Source organism: Streptomyces sp. SID4985 (assembly GCF_009863025.1).
Classification (GTDB): domain Bacteria; phylum Actinomycetota; class Actinomycetes; order Streptomycetales; family Streptomycetaceae; genus Streptomyces.
The window spans coordinates 1-357 of the sequence record NZ_WWIR01000309.1 but is presented as its reverse complement, the minus strand read 5'-3'; the positions used below and the strand labels follow the sequence as shown (position 1 = coordinate 357).

Below are 357 nucleotides of genomic sequence, written 5' to 3'. Positions count from 1 at the left end.
TGCTGCTCGCCGCCGACCGCGCGTGGCGGCCGGGGCACGGGGAGCTGGCCGAGGCGGGCTGGACGGCGCCGACGGTCGACGCGCTGCCGGACCGGGGGGTGCTGGCGGGGGAGCGGATTCTTCGCGAGTTCCTGGGGGCGGTGGGTGCGGGGGTAGGTGCGGCGGTGCCGGGTCCGGCCTCGGCCCCCGGTGCTGCTTCGGCTTCGGCGGCCCCTGCTTCGGCTGAGGTGCGTCCGTAGGGGCCGGTGGGTCGGCGGTCCGGGCCGGTGGTTCGGTGCGTTGCGGCGGGGGTGCCGCGTGTGTGGCGTCGGCGGGGGCGGTGGATGCGGCGCCGGGATCGCGGCGCTGGGACGCGCC

The 357-nt window shown here is 79.8% G+C and carries 1 pseudogene; it reads left to right on the top strand.

What is annotated here, in order from left to right:
- Positions 1–239, top strand: a pseudogene (locus tag GTW40_RS33085) (HAD family hydrolase); the annotation flags it as partial.
- Between the last annotated feature and the right edge of the window lie 118 nt (positions 240–357).